Here is a 16,327-nt window from a genome sequence, read left to right on the forward strand (position 1 = left end):
TGTATGTAGGGGTTTCTTCCGATCTCATCAGGCGGGTCCACCAGCACCGCGAGGGGATCGGTTCAAAGCACGTCGCCGACTTTGGCAAGCGGCGGCTCGTCTATGTCGAGCGCCATGAGAATATCGAACAGGCGATCGCGCTTGAAAAGCTCGTCAAGAAGTGGCGGCGGGAATGGAAATTCGCGCTGATCGAAGCCGAAAATCCCGATTGGGACGACCTGTGGGAAAGCTGGTTCGCCTCAAAGGCGTTGGAAGATTAGCCGAGCCCCGTGTCAAGCACGGGGCGACGCGTGAAATAGATGGCGGCGATGGAGTCGTTAGCGGGCAGTCCGCTTCTGGCCTCACACCGCCCTTAGCCGCCTGTCCGCCCTGCCCTGCCGCTCAATTCAGGTCGAAGACATAGCCCATCGAGCGCACCGTGCGCAGCGGGTTGCCGCCGCCCGCGGCCTTGATCGCGCGGCGCAGGCGGCCGACCCAGACGTCCACGGTGCGCTCGTCGATCGGTGGTTCGCGTTTGCCCAGGCCAGTGATGAGATCCTCGCGCGAAAGCACGCGGTTCGGGTGCTCGGCAAAGAAGCGTAGCAGTCGGAATTCGTTGGGGCGCAGCTGGATCGGTTCGCCGTCCCAGCGCGCCTGCAGCGCGGCCATGTCGATCGCCAGCGGCCCGACTTCGTAGCGGCGGGTCGCATGGCGTTCGCCGTTGCGGTTCTGCAGCGCGAGCACCCGGTCGAGCACTGCGGTGCGGGTCAGCGGGCCGACCATGTAATCGTCCGCCCCGGCCTTCAGAGCGCGGCGGCGATCCTCGCTGTCGTCCTCTTCGAGCACCATGGTCACATGCGCCTCGCTCGTGCGCGGGTCGGCGCGCAGGCGGCGACACATTTCGAGCCCGGCAAGATCGTCCATCACCCAGTCGACGAAGGCCCACATCGGCCCCTCGACCAGCCTTTCGGGCCCGGCCGGGCCGAGCCGGTCGAAAGTGAAACGGCACTGGTCGTGGACGAAATCCTCGAGACTGTCCGCGAGGTCGCTGGTGAGGAAGATGTTGATGACGTCCATGCCCAAATCGCGCCACGCCCCGCCCGGTTGCACACGGAGGCTTGGCCGAGCGGTGTGACGCAATCGTGACGCCCGGGTGATGGGCGCGAAAGCCCTGTCATATTGGCAGAACAGCGCTGTTTCGCGCGGCTTTGCGGCGCGAGCCGGGAGATCCGGTTCAATCGCGCACGCTGACCGTCGGATTGCGCGGCAGCGGCATTGCCATCGCGGTCGGCCACTTGGGGCGATAGGGCGCCTCGAGCGCGGCAATTTCCTCGTCCGACAGGCTGATTTCGAGCGCGCGGGCGGCATCCGAAATGTGACGCGGCTTCGTCGCACCTATGATCGGCGAGGCAACGGGGGCGTGCGTGAAATGCCAGGCCAGCGCGAGGCTCGCCATCGGCTCGCCGCGCTTCTCTGCAATCCGGGCGAGCGCGTCGATCACGGCATTGTCGGCCTCGTCCTCGGGATAGATCGTATTGCCGAAACCGTCGGTCCTCGAACGCACCGTCTCTTCGCCCCGCGGCCGGGCCAGTCGCCCGCGCGCGAGCGGCGACCACGGAATGACGCCCACGCCCTCGTCCTCGCACAGGGGAAGCATTTCGCGCTCTTCTTCGCGGTAGAGCAGATTGAGCTGGTTCTGCATCGCAATGAACGGCGTCCAGCCATTGGCGCGGGCGGTCTCCTGCGCCTTGGCGAATTGCCACGCATACATGGACGAGGCGCCGATATAGCGCACCTTGCCCGCTTGTCTGATATCGTGGAGCGCCTCCATCGTCTCCTCGATCGGGGTGTGTTCGTCCCAGCGGTGGATCTGGTAAAGGTCGATGTAATCCATGCCGAGCCGCCTCAGGCTGTCATCGACCGCCTGCATCAGCGATTTGCGCGAAAGCCCGCCAGTATTGGGCGCGCCCCGCCACGGAATGAAAGCCTTGGTCGCGACCACGATTTCATCGCGCTGGGCCATTTCGCGCAGGAGTTTGCCGGTGATTTCCTCCGACGTGCCGCCCGAATAGCCATTGGCGGTGTCGAAGAAATTGATCCCCGCTTCGAGAGCGGCGCGGAAGAAGGGGCGCGCGTCCTCCTCGCCCAGCAGCCAGTCGCCGTGCCAGCCCTTGGTGGTGTCGCCATAGCTCATGCAGCCGAGGCAAAGGCGCGAAACGGCGAGACCGGTGGGGCCGAGGCGGGTGAATTGCATGGGGCTTTCTCCTTTCAGGCGGGTTCGGGCGGTCTCTGCGGCGCAGGCCCGAGCGGGAAAAGGTGACAAAGTTTACACCCTGTCACTTTACTTATTCGCTTTCAAAACCTTGATATATAACGGGAAAATGCATAGAATCCGAAGCGGACGGACAGGGGGACAGGGGGCTTTTTCCGGTTTCGATTTCGCATGATCGAAGACTGGCAGCTGTCCCGGCGGTAGGAAAGCGCGCGCCGCCGGTTCCGCTCACGACAGCGTCAGCCCGCCGTCCACCACCAGCGTCTGCCCGGTCATGTAGGCCGCTAGCGGCGAGGCGAGGAACAGCGCGACCCCGGCCATGTCCTCGGGCGTCCCCATGCGGTTCAGGGGAATCGCGCGCAGGCTCGCCTCGCGCCGTTCGGGATGGTCTGTTGTGACGCTCGTGAGCTTGGTCGGGACAAGGCCCGGGGCGATGCCGTTGACCCTGATCCTGTCGCGCGCCCATGCCTCGCCCAATGTCTTGACGAGGCTCGCCGCGCCCGCCTTGGACGCGGCATAGGCGGGCGTGCCGATGGTCGATTTGAACGCCGCGACAGAGGACACGACGATCATCGTGCCGTCCTTCTCGGCAAGGCCCGAGTGAAAGGCGCGGGCTGCATCCATCACCGAGTTCAGGTTGACATCGACCACCGCGTCCCAGCCCTCGCGAGTGAACTCGGCCCGCTTGTAGCGCACCACGCCCTGCGACTGGACGAGCACATCGATCGGGCCGATCCTCTCCGCCAGCGCGTCGGCGGCGGAGCGGTCCGTCACGTCGAGGCGTTCGTATTCAAGGCCGGTAAAATCGCTGTCCTCGGCTTCGAGATAGTCGCCTGAATCGGGCCGCGTCCCGGTGACGATGACTTCCGCGTCTCGCCCACGAAAGCCCTGCGCGATGCCGTTGCCGATGCCGGAAGAGCCGCCGATGACGAGGACGCGTTTTCCATTGAAATCGAGGGGGTCGGTCATGGCTATTGCCTTTCGTCGCGGCGCGAGAAGCCTCGTCTTTCCCATGCCCGCTTTCGCGGGGATGGACATCGGGGGTTGGGGGTGGTTCCGGCGGCCCGCGCAGAACTAACGCCGCACCCCCACCCCTCGATCCACTTCCCCGCGGGGAGGGGAGGATGAGGTCAGATCGACCGGGAGATCACTTCCTTCATGATCTCGTTCGTGCCGCCGAAAATCCGGGTCACGCGCGCGTCGCGCCACAGGCGGGCGATGGCGTATTCGTTCATGTAGCCCGCCCCGCCGTGCAGCTGCAGCGCGGTGTCGACCGCTTCCCATTGCAGGTCGGTGTGCCACAGCTTGGCGGCGCTCGCCTCGTCGGTGGTGAGCTCGCCTGCGAGGTGTTTCCTGATCGCCCAGTCGAGATGCGCCCAGCCGACCTGGATCTTCGCCTTGAGGTCGGCAAGCGTGAACTTGGTGTTCTGGAATTCGAACACGGTCTTGCCGAAAGCCTTGCGGTCCTTGGTGAACTTCACCGCTTCGTCGAAGGCGCGCTGCGCGGCGGCCTGCGCGCCGACCGCGATGCCGAGGCGTTCCTGCGGCAATTCCTCCATCAGGTGGACGAAGCCCATGTTCTCCGCGCCGAGGATATTGGTCATCGGCACGCGGCAATCGTTGAAGAACAGCTCCGATGTGTCGGCGGAATGCTGCCCGATCTTGTCGAGATTGCGCCCCCGCTCGAAACCCGGCGTGTCGGCATCGACCAGCACCAGCGACGTGCCCTTTGCGCCCTTTTCGGGATCGGTCTTGGCGACCACGATCACAACGTCGGCGTTCTGGCCGTTGGTGATGTATGTCTTCGACCCGTTGATGACGAGGTGGTTGCCGTCCTTCTTCGCGGTGGTGCGGATGCCCTGCAGGTCGCTGCCCGCGCCCGGTTCGGTCATCGCGATCGCGGTGATGACATCGCCCGAGACCATGCCGGGCAGGTATTTCTCGCGCTGTTCGGGGGTGCCGAGCCGCTCGAAATAATTGGCCGTGATGTCGTTCTGGAGGGTGAAGCCCGCCGAGGAGCCGAGATAGCTGATTTCCTCGGTCAGCACGCAGTTGAACCCGAAATCGAGGCCGAGCCCGCCATTCTCCTCCTTGACCGTGGGGCAAAGCAGGCCTGCCTCGCCCACGGCCTTCCACACGTCGCGCCCGACAATGCCTTCTTCCTCGTGCTTGTCGAGATCGGGGGTGAGGTGCTGGGCGAAGACCTTGCGAACGGTGTCGCGGAACGCTTCGTGGTCCTCGTTATAGGCGGTGCGGTACGACGTATCGAGCATTGCGGTATCCCTCTCCGGCTGTGCGTTGCAGGACGCAACCTGGCCGAAGCGGAGCGGAATTGTAAAGCGCGAAAGGTGCAAGTCCGCGCGCGGCGGAAAGCAGCAGCCTATCGGTTGCAGACCACCAAGACGTGGAGCGCCTCGCCGCGCTCGCTGAGGACCGGTGTGGCCTTGCCCGTCGGCACGTCCTGCACGACCGGGCGGAGCACGGGCGGCAGTTCGGACTGGTGCACGAACCGCTTGCGCTGTGCCTGCCAGCCTTGCGAATTGGCCAGCCTCACCGCCTCACTGCAGGAGGTGATCGCTTCGCTCAGGGCCTCGAAGTCCGCCGGCGCGACCTGCGAGGCCTTCGCCGAAAGCTGGACGAGAGTGTAGCTCGGCAGGGGCGAGGCACGTTCCTGCTGGGCCGAGGCGGTGGCGGGGAGAAGGATGGCTGCTGCAACGGTCAGCGCGGGCAAAAGGCGAAGTCGCATGGTTTTCTCCTCACCGGAAAGCTGCGCCCCGCTTCCTGAATGCCCGATGAAGCCGCGTCAGCCCACGAACGCGCGCTCGATCACGAACTGGCCGGGCTGGGCGTTGCTGCCCTCGGTGAAGCCGCGGCGTTCGAGATCGGCGGCGTGGTCCTTGATCATCGCCATCGAGCCGCACAGCATCACGCGGTCATCGTCGGGCACGAAACGCTGCGGCCCCTTCGACTGTTCGAACAGGCGCCCGTCGTCGATCAGCGCCTGGATGCGGCCCTGCGTGCGGAACGGCTCGCGCGTGACGGTGGGGACATAGATCATCCGCTCGCGGTCCTCGTCCTCGAGCAGGGGATCGCCCTCGAGCTTCGATTCTAGGAGTTCGCGATAGGCGAGATCGGCGACCTGGCGGACCGAGTGGACGACGATCACCTCGTCATACATCGCATAGACTTCCGGATCGCGCACGAGGCTCATGAAAGGGGCAAGGCCCGTGCCGGTCGAAAGCATGAACAGCCGCTTGCCCGGCAGCAGCGCATCGGTGACGAGAGTGCCGGTCGGCTTCTTGCCGAGATAGATCGGGTCGCCTTCCTTGATGTGCTGGAGGCGCGAGGTCAGCGGGCCGTCCTGCACCTTGATCGAGAGGAATTCGAGCTCCTCGGCATAGGACGGGCTCGCCATCGAATAGGCGCGCAGCAGCGGCTTGCCGTTTTCCTGCGGCAGGCCGATCATGATGAATTCGCCCGAACGGAAGCGGAAGCTCGCCGGCCGGGTCATCTTGAGGCTGAACAGGCTTTCGTTCCAGTGGTGGACATGGGTGATCGTCTCCACGGTGAGCGCGGAGCTTTCGGTGAACTGGTCGCGGTCGATAATGGGCTGGTTCACTTGGGGCTGCCTCGCGAAAATGCGTTGGTTGAGGGCGGACGGCGCAGGCGCGGCGCCGATTATGTCGGGCGGCGACATGGCCTGTTAGCCCGCGCGCCGCAAGGTAGTTTTGCGCGCACGGTCCATAGCGCGCCTTGATCGAAGACAACAGGCCGCGCGCTGCGCATGGGGTCAGTTCCACCCGGCGCGATCGAAGATTTCCACCGCCGTGCGCTGGTTTTCCCCGATCTGTGCGACATCGAGTTCGTCCGCGCGAAACTCGCCGAGCCGTTCGACCGTGGACGTGGCCTCCAGCCCGGCGACGGCGGGATATTCGTTGTTGCCGTCGGCGAAGTAGCGCTGGGCGCTGTCCGAGGTGAGATATTCGAGAAAACGGATCGCGTTCGCGCGGTTGGGTGCGCCCTTCACCACGCCCGCGCCGCTCACATTGACATGCGTTCCGGTGCTGTCCTGGTTGGGGAAGATCACGCCCACCTTGTCGAACATGGCGCGTTCGGCCTCGTCCCCCCCGGCATACCGTGCGAGGTAATAGGTGTTGACGATGGAGAGGCGGCACTCGCCCGCCGCGACCGCCTCGATCTGGCTGGTGTCGTTGCCCTGCGGCGCGCGCGCGAAATTGGCGACGACGCCCTGCGCCCATTGCTCCGCCGCCCCTTCTCCCTTGTGCGCAACGATGCTGGACAGCAGCGAGATGTTGTAGATGTTCGAAGATGAGCGCACGCAAATGTCCCCGCGGAATTTCGGGTCGGCGAGGTCGGCATAGGTCTCCAGCCCCTCGGGCCGGCCTTGCGATGCGTCGTAGATGATGACCCGCGCGCGGGTGGACAGGCCGAACCACAGCCCGTCCGGGTGGCGCAGGTTTGCAGGCAGTCGCTTGGCCAGGACTTCGGAATCGACGGGGTCGAGAATGCCCGCTTCCTCGGCCCGCCACAGTCGCCCGGCATCGACCGTGACGAGAAGGTCGGCGGGCGAAAATTCGCCCTCGCTCACGATCTTCTCGATCAGCGCATCGGCCCCGGCCTCGATCCGGTTGACCTTGATGCCCGTCTGTTCGGAAAAGTCCTCGTAGAGCCTGAGATCGGTGTCGTAATGGCGCGAAGAATAGATGTTCACTTCGCCGTTGTCGCCCGGAGACGGACCTTCACCGCTTTGCGAACAGGCGGCGAGCGAGAGCGCGAGAGCGCCGGCGAGGAGGAAGCGCAACATCGTAAATCCTTGTCCCGGCGGCGAGCCGGAGAGACGCTCGCCGCTACTTGCGAATGCGTTGCATTATGAAAGCGTCGCTTGCAAGCGAATTATGACGCTCGCCCCGGCGCTGCTAATCCGCCGCGAAAGCGCGCACCGTGCCCGCATGGGGCACGACCCGGAACCGCCCACCCGGCCGGGGTGGCTCGCCCGTCTCGATCGCAAGGTCGCGCGCGCCGTCTTCGCGCAGCAGCACCCGCATTGTCCCGTCGCCGAGCGCGTGCAGGTCGCGTATCGGCAGGCCCTGCGGATCGGGCTCGAGATCGAGCGCGCGCGCATGGACCAGCAGGTCGAGCCGCGCTGAATCGGGCAGCGCCCCGGAAACGCAGTCGACCGGCCAGTCACCGAACGCGGTCGAGAGCGCCTCTCCCCGCCGTTCGGCCGGGACGACCTGCGCGCCCGAGAACATCGCCCCGACCGAGGCGGCTTGCGGGGTCTCGTGCAGCTCCACCGGAGTGCCGAACTGGACGATCCGTCCGGCCTCCATCACCGCTATCCGGTCCCCGATATCGAGCGCTTCGGCTGGGTCATGGGTGACGAGGATCGTGGTCGCGCCGCGCTCCTTGAGCAGCATCCGGCAATCGCGGCGCAAGCGGCGGCGCAGCACGATATCGACGCTGGCGAAGGGCTCGTCCATCAGCAGCACGGCCGGACCCGGTGCCATCGCCCGTGCGAGCGCGGCGCGCTGCTGCTGCCCGCCCGACAGTTCGTGCGGAAAACGCGCGCCGAGCCCGGCCAGCCCGACCTGTTCCAGCCAGCCCTCGATCTCGCCGTGCCGCCCCTTTGGCAATCCGAAGGCGATATTGCGGCGAAGGTCCATGTGCGGGAAAAGCGCGCCTTCCTGGAAGACCAGCCCCACCGGGCGCTTTTCGGGCGGGGGCGCGCCGCTTTCGTCGGCGAGCACTTTTCCATCCAGCACGATCGAACCGGACTGGACCGGGAGCAGCCCGGCGGCAAGGCCGAGCAAGGTTGACTTCCCGCATCCCGAAGAGCCAAGCAGGCAGGTGATTTCTCCGGCGGGCGCGACAAGGTCGATATCGCGCAGCGCCTGCACCTCACCATAGGCATGGGCGATATGTCGAAATTCGAGGCTCAATCCGCTGTCCCGATGGCCGCTGTCCCGTTGGACCGTGAATGGCTGTGCAAGTGAGCCGCATTAGGCGGACAGACGGTCAGCAGGCAAGCGCGGCGCAAGGCTCGGCAAAAGCGAAAAGGACGCTGCAGCGCACCGCGATGCGACCGCGCGGCTGGGACTGGGCCGCCCTCGCGCTCGCCGCGCTTGCCGCGCTGCCGATTCTCGCGATCCTCGCCGCCGCGCCTGCGGGGGGGATGGAGGCGATCGTCCACATGGCGGGATCGGTCCTGCCGCGCTACCTCATCAATACGAGCGCTCTGATGATTCTGACCGGGGCGCTGGCGGGCCTCATCGGCGTGGGCTGTGCCTGGCTCGTCACCGCGGCGGAGTTTCCCGGGCGGCGCGCGCTCGGCTGGGCGCTTGTCATGCCGCTCGCGGTTCCGGCCTATATCGCGGCCTATATCTATGCCGACCTGCTCGATTATGCGGGGCCGGTCCAGGGGGCGCTGCGCGGCATGGCCGGCGAAGGGGCCGGCGGGTTGGTTCCCCCTGTCCGATCGCTGCCGGGCGCTGCGTTCGTGCTCGCCATCGTGCTCTATCCTTACGTCTATCTCCTCGCCCGCGCCGCCTTCGCCGCGCAGAGCCTCGCGCAATTTCGCGCCGCACGCAGCCTCGGCGCGACACCGGCGCGCGCCTTCTGGCGGATCGCCCTGCCCGCCGCCCGCCCCGCCATCGCAGGCGGGCTCGCATTGGTGCTGATGGAGACGCTGGCCGATTTCGGCGTCGCCGAATATTTCGCGATCCCCACATTCTCGACCGGGATATTCCGAAGTTGGCTGGCCATGGGGGACAAGCAGGCGGCCCTCAAGCTCGCCGCGATCATGCTGCTTTTCGTCATCGCCCTCGTCGCGCTCGAGGCTTCGACCCGTTCCGGACGCGGCGACAGCCGCGATGGACGCGCGCGCGGCGGAGCGCCGCTGATCGACCTGTCGCCGAGCGGGCGCATGCTGGCGAGCCTTGCCTGCGCGCTCCCGGTCCTGCTCGGCTTCGTGATCCCGGCGCTTCATCTTGCCGGGCTCGCGACGAGCGAGGCCGCGCTGGGGGCGACGCGCGATCTTCCCGGCTATGCCGCGGACAGCCTGTGGCTCGGCCTTGCGACCGCCTGCGCCTGCCTGCTCGCTTCGCTCCTGCTCGCCTTTGCGCGGAGCCGTTCGGCGAGCCCGCTGGTCGGCGGCGCAATCCGGCTTGCCACCTTGGGCTATGCGTTGCCGGGCGCGCTGCTCGCGGTCGGATTGCTCGCCCCGCTCGGCGCGCTCGATGTCGAGCTCACCCGCCTTGCGCGCGACACGCTCGGCTATGCGCCGGGCGGGCTGCTGCTTACGGGGACGAGCATCGTCCTCATCTACGCGCTTTCGGTGCGGTTCCTGACGGTCGCCTATAACAGCGTGGAAAGCGGCATGGCGACGATCCCGCCCAATCTCGATGCCGCCGCGCGTTCGCTCGGCGCAGGGCCGGCGCGGGTGCTGGCGCGGATCCATGCGCCCTTGCTCGCCCCGAGCCTCGGGGCCGCGGCCGCCTTGGTTTTCATCGACACCCTGCGCGAACTTCCCGCAACGCTCATCCTGCGGCCGTTCAATCTCGAGACGCTCGCCACGCGCACCTATCGCCTCGCCAGCGACGAGCGGCTCGCCGAGGCGTCGATCCCGGCGCTGATCCTGCTGGCGGCGGGGATCCTTCCGGTGATCCTGCTCCACCGCACGGCGCGCCGCTGAGCACTGGGATCGGCGTCGTTTTGTAAGGGGATATTGTCGCCATCCGGCGTCCATCGCCCCTTGCGGGGATGCGCCCTTGGGCTAAAAGTGGCGGCCTATGTCACGCTTCCCTTTTTCCGCCATCGTCGGTCAGGACGAGATGAAACAGGCCCTGCTGATCGCAGCGGTCGATCCAAGTGTCGGCGGGGTCATGGTCTTCGGCGACCGTGGCACCGGCAAATCGACGGCGGCCCGCGCGCTGGCCGCCCTGCTCCCGCCGATTTCCGCGATCGAGAACTGCCCCTATGGCTGCTCGAAGGAAGAGGCCGGGCGCTATCCCGATGTCTGCGGCAGCGGACCCGTCAGGAAACGCGCCGTGCCCTTCGTCGACCTCCCGCTCGGCGCGACAGAGGACCGGGTGATCGGTAGCCTCGATCTCGAAAAGGCGCTCCGGTCGGGCGAAAAGGGGTTCGAGCCGGGCCTTTTGGCGAAAGCGCATCGCGGGTTTCTCTACATCGACGAGATCAACCTGCTCGAAGATCACCTCGTCGACCTCCTGCTCGACGTCGCCGCTTCGGGCGAGAACGTGGTCGAGCGCGAGGGGCTTTCGGTTCGTCACCCGGCCAAATTCGTGCTGATCGGCAGCGGCAATCCCGAGGAAGGCGAATTGCGCCCGCAGCTGCTCGACCGGTTCGGACTGTCGGTCGAGGTGCGCACCCCGTCCGAGATCGAAACCCGCATCGAGATCATGCGTCTCGTGGCCGAGCGCGAAAGCGATCCGCAGGCTTTTTCCGAAAAATGGGCGGACGAGGACGAGAAGATCCTCAAGCAGATCGCGCGCGGCAAGAACAAGCTCGCGAAGCTTGTGCCGGGCGAGGACCTGCTGCGCGATGCGGCCGAACTGTGCCTTGCTGTCGGGGCGGACGGTCTGCGCGGCGAGCTTACCCTCATGCGCGCCGCCCGCGCGCTCGCAGCGTTGAAAGGCGCGCGCGAGGTGCGGCGCGAACACCTGGTCGAAGTCGCACCCTCGGCCCTGCGGCACCGCCTGCGCCGCGACGTGCTGGATGAAACCGGCTCGGGCGTGCGCATCACGCGCGCGATCGAAGAATTGTTCGGATGATCCCGGGCGAGCCGCAAGATCCTGCGCGCGATGCTCCCGATCCGATGGAGGAGGCGCTGCTCGCGGCGCGCCTGTTCCTCGCCGCGCCCGCGCGTTTCGGCGGGATGGTGCTGCGCGGGAGCGGGCCGGCGCGGGACGCGCTGCTTGCGGCGCTGGGCGAACGGTTCGCGGCGCAGGGCCGCGCCTGGCGGCGCATGCCGGGCCATGTCGACGACGAGCGCCTGCTCGGCGGGATCGACATCGCTGCGAGCCTCGCTGCGGGCCGCCCGGTGGCGCAAGCGGGCCTGATCGAGGAGGCGGCGGGCGGCGCGCTTGTCGCGCCCATGGCCGAACGGATCGAGGACTCGGTCGCCGGTCGGCTCGCCCAGGCGCTCGATGATCGCGACAGCGCACCCGCCCTCGTCCTGCTCGACGACAGCACCGATCCCGACGAGAGCCCGCCGACGAGCCTGATCGAACGCCTCGCCTTTTCCTGCGATCTTTCGACCTCGCGCATGTGGCAGGACATCGCCCTCACCGAAGTGGACACGCTCGACCTCGCGACTGTCGCCCCGCTCGGGGACGATGCGCTGGGCGCCCTTGCCGCGACGGCGGAAGCACTGGGCGTTGTCTCGCTCCGGCCGCTGCTTTTCGCGAGCGAAGCGGCGCGCGCCCATGCCGCGCTGGCCGGGCGGACCGAGGCGATCGAGACCGATCTCTCTGCCGCCGCGCGCCTTGTCCTCGCCCCGCGTGCGACCCGCCTGCCCCCGCCGCCGCAGGAAGAGCCGGAGCAGGAGCAACAGGAGCAGGAACCCGACCAGCCCCCGCCCGAACCGCCGCAGGACGACAGCAGCGATCAGCCCGACAGCGGCGAGAACGAGACCAGCGAGGACGAACGGCAGAAGCAGCAGGACGAACTCGAGGAAATGCTGGTCGAGGCGGCCGAGGCGGCGATCCCGCAGGACCTGCTCGAACAGCTGGCCAAGGGCAATGCCCCGCGCCGCACCGGGGGCGCGAGCGGAACCGGGCAGAAGAAGAAAGCGGGGATGCGCGGCAAGCCGCTCGGCGCGCGCCCCGGAATGCCGCGCGGGGGCAACCGGCTCGCCCTGATCGACACCTTGCGCGCCGCCGTTCCCTGGCAACAGGTCCGCCGCCGCGAACGCGAAGCCGAAGGCCGCTCCGGCGACGCCCCGATCCTCATGCGCAAGGAGGACCTGCGCATCCGCCGCTACGAGGAAAAGGCGCCGCGCGTCACCATCTTCGCGGTCGATGCCTCCGGCTCGGCGGCCGCCGCGCGCCTCGCCGAGGCCAAGGGCGCGGTCGAGCTGATGCTGGCGCAGGCCTATGTTACTCGCTCGGAGGTCGCGCTCGTCGCCTTTCGCGGGGACAGTGCCGAATTGCTGCTCCCGCCGACCCGTTCGCTCACCCGCGCGAAGCGGGCGCTTTCCGGCCTGCCCGGCGGTGGCGGTACACCCCTCGCACTGGGGCTTACGGCCGCGCGCGAATGTGCCGAAAGCGTGATTGCGAAGGGGCGCACGGCGAGCCTCGTGATCCTCACCGACGGGCGCGGCAATATCGATGCCACCGGCCAGCCGGGGCGCAAACAGGCGGGCGAGGATGCCGAAGCTGCGGCAAAGGCCATCGCCGCGCGCGGAATCGAAGCGCTGGTGGTCGACATCTCGCCCCGCCCAGCGCGTGAGGGGGCGGCACTGGCCGAGGCGATGCGCGGGCGCTTCCTCGCCCTCCCCCGCGCCGACGCCAAGACGCTGCAGAGCGCCATCACCGCCGCCCAGCCGGGCGCAAGCAGGGCAGCGGCATGAGCCGTCCGCTCGACTGGAGCCGCGAAGGGCGGATCTGGCCGCATCGCGCCGCGAGCATGTTCGTGCAGTCCGGCGGGGCGCAATGGCACGTGCAACGCATGGGTCCTTCGGGCGCCCCCCAGCTCCTGCTGCTCCACGGGACCGGGGCCTCGGTCCATTCCTGGCGCGACGTCATGCCCCTTCTGGCCGAGGACCATGATTGCATCGCGATCGACCTGCCGCGCCACGCCTTTACCGGGGGGCACGATTTGGGCGACACCTCGCTTCCGCGCATGGCCGCGCGGATCGCGGGCCTGCTGCGCGACATCGACGCAGCCCCCGCTGCCATTGCCGGCCATTCGGCAGGCGCGGCGCTGGCTGTCCAGCTTGCGCTCGACCACGGCTTTGCCGGCCCGGTTATCGGTCTCAATTCGGCGCTACGCCCCTTTCCCGGACCGGCGGCGCAGGTATTTCCCGCGCTCGCCAAGGCGCTGTTCGTCAACCCGCTGGTGCCGCGCATCTTTTCGGCCACGACCCTGCTGCCGGGCGAGGCAGGCCGGTTCCTGAGCCGTTCGACCGGCTCGCGTATCGATGAAACCGGCCTTGCATGCTATTCGGCGCTGTTGCGCAATCCGCGCCATGCCAAGGGAGCGCTTGCAATGATGGCGAACTGGGACCTTCCGCGCCTGCGCACGCGGCTGGGCGAGGTGGCGAACCCGGTCCTGCTGGTCCATTCGGACAAGGACGCCGCCATCCCCCTCGACTGGACGCGCGAGGCACGAGGATGGCTCCCCAATGCCTCGCTGGAAGTGATGGAGGGGCTCGGCCATCTCGCGCACGAGGAGGAGCCTGTGCGTGCCGCCGCGCTGATCCGGCATTTCGCGCGCAGCCACGAGGAGCGAACCCGATGAATATGGGCTGGATCGAACTTGTCTTCTTCTACGGCCTCGCGATCGGCTTCGGCGTGTGGCAAGTGCTCAAGACCGACCGCGAGCTGAAGCGCACTCGCGCCGATCGCAAAGCGCGCGAGGCGGCGGAGCGCGAAAAGGACGCATCCTGAAGCCTACTTCTTACGCCGGGGCATCCTGTAGGGCAGCATGAACTGCACGATCGGAGAGGCGAAGCGCCGCATGTCGAGGCTTTCCTGAACCGCCACGACTTCCTCCCCGTCGAGATGCGAGGAGAGTTCGGAGCGGGCATAGAAGGGCGTATCCTCCCATGTCCGCCGCACCCGCGCGACCGAGATCTCGGAGCGCGCGCTGCGTTCGACGCGCCACTTGCTGCGCGGCAGGCGGGCGATCGGGGGAAGATCGGCATCCTCGGCCACGCCTTCCCGGTCGAACCGGATGGCGCTGGCGAAGAGCGAGCCGTCGCGCCGCTCGCCTTCGTAACAGACCAGCGCGCCGCGTTTCGTATGGGCGCGCGACCAGTGCCAGATGCGAAAGCCGTCCTCGAGCGATTCGGAGCCACGATTGTGATCGAAATAGCCCTTGCCCTTCCATGAAAGGCCGGGTTTCTCCATCTCGACCTCAATCCGCGCGCGCGGGGCAAGGCAGTGCCAGATGTGCTTCTCGTCATGGTCGAGCGCGAAACTGGTCGGATTGAGCGCCTCGGGATGGACCTTGACCACGCCGCGCACCGGGCGGTGGACGGGATTGAACAGGCGCGTGTCGCGTTCCTCGATATGGATGTGGAGCGCATCGCCCGTCCATTCGACCCGGCTAGGCCCGATCGCGAGCATATTAGCCTCGCGCGTCACGCTGCCGCGCGGTCGCTCGGTCATCACCCAGCGGGCCTCCGGTCCGTAAAGCGCGACATTGAGCGCACAGTGATCAATCGGGTCGTCCCTTCCGCTGCGCTTGTAATAGGGCGAGAAGACGCTGCCGACGAAGGCGATGATCGTCAGGGCGTGCTGCCCGTTGTCGCTGATCGCATCGACGTACCACCAGGTGTAGCCACCTGGTGGAACCTCCGCGTCGAAGCGAGGTCCGATGCGATCGTCCTTGCCGCCAGCAGTCCGGACAAGGCTGCCATGGGCACGCCGGCCGCCGGGTGAGTCGCCCCGCCCGCGCAATAGAGCCCCTTCAGCCGCGTTTTCGGCCCCTGCCTCAGGAAGGAGGCCGCCCAGCCGTGCGACGCCCTGCCATAAAGGGCTCCACCGGTTTGCGGGAACAGTCGCTCCCAGCTCGCGGGTGTCGCGAGTTCGTGGGGCATAGGGTCCTCGAGTTCGAGGCCGCAGCGCGCTAGCGTCGCCCTCATCTGCCGTGTGCATTGCTCGGTCTCCTCGGGTCGATAGGAATGGGTGTCCCCGTTGGCGGGGGCGTTGACGATGATCTGGATGCGCTCGCGCGCGCCGTCGTGATCCTCGCCCGTGTCGTTCGCGCCGCGATCCTGCGCGCACAGATAGACGGTCGGCTCGCTCGGCGGGCGCCCGGCACGAATCTCTTCGAATTCGCGGGAATAGTCGCGCGAGAAGAAGACATTGTGATGGGTAAGGTCGAAGCCGCTTGTTGTCGCATGGGCGAACCACACGAGCGCCGAAAGCGAGCGCTTGGCAGCGGGCATGGACGGCACGGCGCGGGAGGGCTCGGGACCGAAGCGCCCTTCGGCGAGCGCGGCCGGATCCCCGTTGCAGATCACGATGTCGGCGGGGAGCATTTCCCCGCTCGCAAGCCGCACTCCGCGCGCGCGTCCGTCCTGCGCGAGGACGTGCGACACCGCCTCGCCGGTGCGGATCCGCGCACCCTTGCACTCGGCCAGCCTGCCTATCCCCTGGGCGAGCGCCGCGATGCCGCCGTCGATCAGCCAGACACCGCGCGCTTCGGTATGGGCGATCAGCATAAGCGTCGCGGGCGAGCGGAACGGGTCGGAGCCGCAATAGGTTGCATAGCGGCCATAGAGCTGCTGCAGGCGCGGGTCCTCGAAATGCTCGCCCAGCGCCTTCCACAGATTCTCGAACGGGCGCATTGCGAGCATGTCCCCCATATTGAAAAGGCCGATGCGCCACATCATCGGCAGCGGGGTCGAGCTCTTGTCGCCGCGCAGGAAGGGCTCGTCGAGCACCTCGTAGATACGCCGCGCCTCCTTGCGGAAGGAGCGGTAACCCGCAGCCGCCTTCGCCCCGGCGAAATCGCCGATCGCCTCCTCGCTGCGCAACGGATCGGCGAACAGGTCGAGCGAGCCGGTGTCGTCCCAGGCATGGCGCGCTATGATGCCGGCCTGCCTTGCATCTATAAAATCGTCGAGCCGCGCGCCGCAATCGTTGAACAGACCTTCGAAGACGTCGCGCATGGTGAAAACGGTGGGACCGGCAGCGACGGGCTGCCCGTCGACCTCGACATGGCGCGCCTTGCCGCCAATCCAACGCTCCTTCTCGACCACGGTCACGGCATGGCCGCGCGCAGCGAGCATGGCGGCGCTTGTCAGCCCGCCAATCCCTGCCCCGACAATGACGATGCGCGCGCTCATTCACTCTCCCCGGCTCGTAC

General features: G+C 67.3%; 16 protein-coding genes. 6 read left to right on the plus strand and 10 right to left on the minus strand.

Going from position 1 to position 16,327, the window contains the following annotated elements:
* Window positions 1–260: GIY-YIG nuclease family protein (locus RIB52_RS11715; protein ID WP_350175725.1), on the plus strand; the 260-nt coding region annotated here is incomplete at its 5' end.
* A gap of 121 nt (window positions 261–381) precedes the next feature.
* Here the strand turns inward: RIB52_RS11715 and RIB52_RS11720 are convergent.
* From RIB52_RS11720 to RIB52_RS11755, 8 genes are all read right to left on the minus strand, one after another.
* Window positions 382–1,056: a response regulator transcription factor gene (locus RIB52_RS11720; protein WP_350175727.1), complete on the minus strand. Its 675-nt coding sequence runs from the start codon at window positions 1,054–1,056 to the stop codon at window positions 382–384.
* Window positions 1,057–1,213: 157 nt separating this feature from the next.
* Window positions 1,214–2,233, minus strand: a complete 1,020-nt coding sequence (locus RIB52_RS11725) for an aldo/keto reductase (RefSeq protein ID WP_350175729.1) — start codon at window positions 2,231–2,233, stop codon at window positions 1,214–1,216.
* A 246-nt stretch (window positions 2,234–2,479) separates the two neighbouring features.
* A complete protein-coding gene (locus tag RIB52_RS11730; protein ID WP_350175731.1) occupies window positions 2,480–3,220 on the minus strand; it encodes an SDR family NAD(P)-dependent oxidoreductase in 741 nt (246 codons plus the stop codon).
* Window positions 3,221–3,381: 161 nt separating this feature from the next.
* Complete coding sequence (locus RIB52_RS11735) at window positions 3,382–4,524, minus strand: acyl-CoA dehydrogenase family protein (protein ID WP_350175733.1); 1,143 nt, start codon at window positions 4,522–4,524, stop codon at window positions 3,382–3,384.
* Between the two features lie 107 nt (window positions 4,525–4,631).
* Entirely contained in the window at window positions 4,632–4,997 is a 366-nt protein-coding gene (locus tag RIB52_RS11740; RefSeq protein WP_350175735.1) for a hypothetical protein, read from the minus strand.
* Between the two features lie 57 nt (window positions 4,998–5,054).
* A complete protein-coding gene (locus RIB52_RS11745) occupies window positions 5,055–5,870 on the minus strand; it encodes a ferredoxin--NADP reductase (protein ID WP_350175737.1) in 816 nt (271 codons plus the stop codon).
* A 171-nt stretch (window positions 5,871–6,041) separates the two neighbouring features.
* Window positions 6,042–7,076 (minus strand): Fe(3+) ABC transporter substrate-binding protein, encoded by a 1,035-nt coding sequence (locus RIB52_RS11750; RefSeq protein ID WP_350175739.1) that lies wholly within the window; start codon window positions 7,074–7,076, stop codon window positions 6,042–6,044.
* Window positions 7,077–7,188: 112 nt separating this feature from the next.
* Window positions 7,189–8,211: an ABC transporter ATP-binding protein gene (locus RIB52_RS11755; protein ID WP_350175741.1), complete on the minus strand. Its 1,023-nt coding sequence runs from the start codon at window positions 8,209–8,211 to the stop codon at window positions 7,189–7,191.
* Window positions 8,212–8,348: 137 nt separating this feature from the next.
* Between RIB52_RS11755 and RIB52_RS11760 the strand changes: the two genes are divergently transcribed.
* The 5 genes from RIB52_RS11760 (at window position 8,349) to RIB52_RS11780 (ending at window position 13,899) form a co-directional block, all read left to right on the plus strand.
* Entirely contained in the window at window positions 8,349–9,962 is a 1,614-nt protein-coding gene (locus RIB52_RS11760) for an ABC transporter permease (RefSeq protein ID WP_350175743.1), read from the plus strand.
* A gap of 97 nt (window positions 9,963–10,059) precedes the next feature.
* A complete protein-coding gene (bchI, locus tag RIB52_RS11765) occupies window positions 10,060–11,061 on the plus strand; it encodes a magnesium chelatase ATPase subunit I (RefSeq protein ID WP_350175745.1) in 1,002 nt (333 codons plus the stop codon).
* A complete protein-coding gene (locus RIB52_RS11770; RefSeq protein ID WP_350175747.1) occupies window positions 11,058–12,860 on the plus strand; it encodes a magnesium chelatase subunit D in 1,803 nt (600 codons plus the stop codon). The genes bchI and RIB52_RS11770 overlap by 4 nt, the downstream gene beginning before the upstream one ends.
* Entirely contained in the window at window positions 12,857–13,750 is an 894-nt protein-coding gene (bchO, locus tag RIB52_RS11775) for an alpha/beta fold hydrolase BchO (RefSeq protein ID WP_350175749.1), read from the plus strand. The genes RIB52_RS11770 and bchO overlap by 4 nt, the downstream gene beginning before the upstream one ends.
* Window positions 13,747–13,899, plus strand: a complete 153-nt coding sequence (locus tag RIB52_RS11780) for a hypothetical protein (RefSeq protein WP_350175751.1) — start codon at window positions 13,747–13,749, stop codon at window positions 13,897–13,899. Before bchO ends, RIB52_RS11780 begins: the two co-directional genes overlap by 4 nt.
* Window positions 13,900–13,902: 3 nt before the next feature.
* Here the strand turns inward: RIB52_RS11780 and RIB52_RS11785 are convergent, their stop codons facing one another.
* Window positions 13,903–14,832 (minus strand): carotenoid 1,2-hydratase family protein, encoded by a 930-nt coding sequence (locus tag RIB52_RS11785; protein WP_350175865.1) that lies wholly within the window; start codon window positions 14,830–14,832, stop codon window positions 13,903–13,905.
* On the minus strand, window positions 14,742–16,307 hold the full coding sequence (gene crtD / locus RIB52_RS11790; RefSeq protein ID WP_350175753.1) for a 1-hydroxycarotenoid 3,4-desaturase CrtD: 1,566 nt from the start codon (window positions 16,305–16,307) through the stop codon (window positions 14,742–14,744). Before crtD ends, RIB52_RS11785 begins: the two co-directional genes overlap by 91 nt.
* Window positions 16,308–16,327: the final 20 nt, after the last annotated feature.

The sequence above is a fragment of the Erythrobacter sp. genome (assembly GCF_040217515.1).
Taxonomy (GTDB): Bacteria; Pseudomonadota; Alphaproteobacteria; order Sphingomonadales; family Sphingomonadaceae; genus Erythrobacter.